We start from the raw sequence: 2,472 nt of genomic DNA on the forward strand, positions 1-2,472 counted from the left end.
ATGACCCAGAGAAGTGCTGTGCCGAAAGGCTCGTCCCGGAGGGTGGAGAGCGCGGTGGTCGTGCCCTCGGCGTTGCCGCCGGTCCAGGCCGACCAGACGGCGATGCCGCCCACGACCGCGTAGACGAGACCGCGCGCGGCATAGCCCGCCCGCATCACAGGCATGACCCAGTCGAGGTTCCGTTCCGCCATCTCGCGCCTCCTTCCGCTGCAAGGCATCAGCGCGAAACGGAGGGCGTTTGTTCCCGTGGCGTCAGATCCAGTCGAGGTTGACGCGCGTGACGGGATGCGCGGCGGCGACCGCCTCGCGCAGCGCGGCGAACCTCGGGCGGAGGTCGCGGAACTTGTTCTCGTGCGTCTCGGCGACCGTCAGCCGCACGAGGTCGAAGAGCCCCTCCGCCTGCATGTGCTCGAGCAGGTCGAGTTCCGCCCCCTCGATGTCGAGCTTGAGGAAGGCCACCTCGCCCGCCTCGCCCGCCGCCTGCCGCAGCATCGCGGGCAGCGCGATCATCGGCACCTCCAGCGCGTTCTCTTCGTCGATCATCCGCCCGCCCGAGACGATCGTGGACTTGACCGAGGCGCCCTTGGGGTTCTCGCCGAAATTCGACGCACGCATCAGCCGCACGGACCCCTCCGCCACCCCCACGGCGACGTTGTGGAGGATCACGTTGTCCATGCCCGCCACCCGCTCAGAGAGCCGCGCGAAGGCGTAGGGGTCGGGCTCGAAGGCGTGGACGGTGGCGCCGGTCGCGGCCAGAGGGGCGGTGACGTCGCCCACGTTCGCGCCGCAGTCGAAGACGACGTCGCCGGGCTTCAGCATGGAGAGCACGCCCTGAAGCAGGCCCATCGCGAAGCGCGCCCGCTCGTTCCGGGCCTGTCGCCGAAGGAGCTTCTCGTGCGCGGCCTTGAGTGCCTCCAGCTCTTCCTCGGCGCCACTCATCCGCTACTCCAGCGATCCGTTGAGCTGCTGCCAGGCATAGCCGCGCCCGTCGGGGTAGAGCGCGATCACCCGGTCGACGCCGCGGTGGACCTCGCGCACGGAGAGGACGGCGCGCGCCTCGCCCGCCGCGAGCGCATCCGCGATTGCGCCCGCGTCGAAGCACTCGAACCAGCCGGGCGCGACGAGCGGCGTGGGCGCTTCGTAGGACGCGCCCCGGGCGGCGGCCTCCATGCCCGCGTCGTCGAGCGTGAAGCAGGCGCGGTAGCGCACCGGCGAGGTGGTGGCGTCGATCCCCTCGAACGCGGTCGGGTTCAGCGGATGCGTCGTCCCGTCGGGCGCCATGGCCACGAGGTCCGCCGCCTCCACCGGCGCGTAGTAGGCGCGCGTCTGGAACCACCATTGCGCGCCCGCGAAGGCCGCCGTGACGCCGAGGATGGCGAGGACGAGCCAGCGGCCCGAGGTCATGCGGAGGCATCCTCCGGCGTCCAGCCCCCCGCCTCGGTCGCGACGAAGGCGTCGGCGCAGAGCCTGGCGAGCGCGCGGACCCGCCCGATATAGGCTTGCCGCTCCGTCACCGAGATCACGCCGCGCGCGTCGAGCAGGTTGAAGAGGTGGCTCGCCTTGATGCACTGGTCGTAGGCGGGATGCGCCAGCACGATGCGCTTGCCCGTCCGGGGATCGTCGTGCGGCTGGTCGAGGAGGCGCTTGCACTCGGCCTCGGCGTCCTCGAAGTGGCGGAGCAGCATCGAGGTCTCGGCCGCGTCGAAGTTGTGGCGCGAATACTCCTCCTCCGTCTGGCGGAAGACGTCGCCGTAACTCAGCGCGATGGGCGTCTGCGGGTCGTTGTAGGGCATGTCCATGACGTGATCGATGCCGAGCACGTACATCGCCAGCCGCTCGAGCCCGTAGGTCAGCTCTCCCGAGACCGGGTGGCAATCGTGGCCGCCGACCTGCTGGAAATAGGTGAACTGCGAGACCTCCATCCCGTCGCACCAGACCTCCCAGCCGAGGCCCCAGGCGCCCAGCGTCGGGCTCTCCCAGTCGTCCTCGACGAAGCGGATGTCGTGGAGGCTCGCGTCGATCCCGATGGCCTCCAGCGAGCCGAGATACAGGTCCTGAAGGTCCGGCGGGCTCGGCTTTATCAGCACCTGGAACTGGTAGTAGTGCTGGAGCCGGTTGGGGTTCTCGCCATAGCGCCCGTCCGTGGGGCGGCGCGACGGCTGCACGTAGGCCGCCGCCCAGGGCCGCGTGCCGAGCGAGCGGAGCGTCGTCGCCGGGTGGAAGGTGCCCGCACCCACCTCCATGTCGTAGGGCTGGAGCACCGCGCAGCCCTTGGCGGCCCAGTAGGCCTGGAGCCGCAGGATGATCTCCTGGAAGCTGCGGGGCTTGGCGATGCTGGTCTCGGTCATCGGGGCGTGTCCCTCGGCGGCGCGTGGCGTCGGCGCCTCCTTAGGGCGCGTCCCGCATGGGGTCAATCGCGCCGCCCGCCGGGCGATGGTCGCAGACGTGTCACAACCCCGCGCGTCCGTGGCT

The 2,472-nt window shown here is 70.7% G+C and carries 4 protein-coding genes; all 4 read right to left on the reverse strand.

Going from position 1 to position 2,472, the window contains the following annotated elements:
• A partial coding sequence (locus ACTS11_RS06655) for a DUF1206 domain-containing protein (RefSeq protein ID WP_442639548.1) occupies nt 1-191 on the reverse strand: 191 nt, incomplete at its 3' end.
• Between the two features lie 61 nt (nt 192-252).
• On the reverse strand, nt 253-939 hold the full coding sequence (locus ACTS11_RS06660) for an FkbM family methyltransferase (protein WP_442639549.1): 687 nt from the start codon (nt 937-939) through the stop codon (nt 253-255).
• 3 nt (nt 940-942) lie between these two features.
• Nucleotides 943-1,404 carry a DUF6446 family protein gene (locus tag ACTS11_RS06665; protein WP_442639550.1) on the reverse strand — a complete coding sequence of 154 codons (462 nt, stop codon included), beginning with the start codon at nt 1,402-1,404 and terminating at the stop codon, nt 943-945.
• The gene (locus ACTS11_RS06670; protein ID WP_442639551.1) at nt 1,401-2,348 is read right to left on the reverse strand and encodes a glycine--tRNA ligase subunit alpha; all 948 of its coding nucleotides are present in this window, start codon (nt 2,346-2,348) and stop codon (nt 1,401-1,403) included. The genes ACTS11_RS06665 and ACTS11_RS06670 overlap by 4 nt, the downstream gene beginning before the upstream one ends.
• Between the last annotated feature and the right edge of the window lie 124 nt (nt 2,349-2,472).

The sequence above is a fragment of the Roseicyclus sp. genome, assembly GCF_052168335.1.
Lineage (GTDB): Bacteria > Pseudomonadota > Alphaproteobacteria > Rhodobacterales > Rhodobacteraceae > Roseibacterium.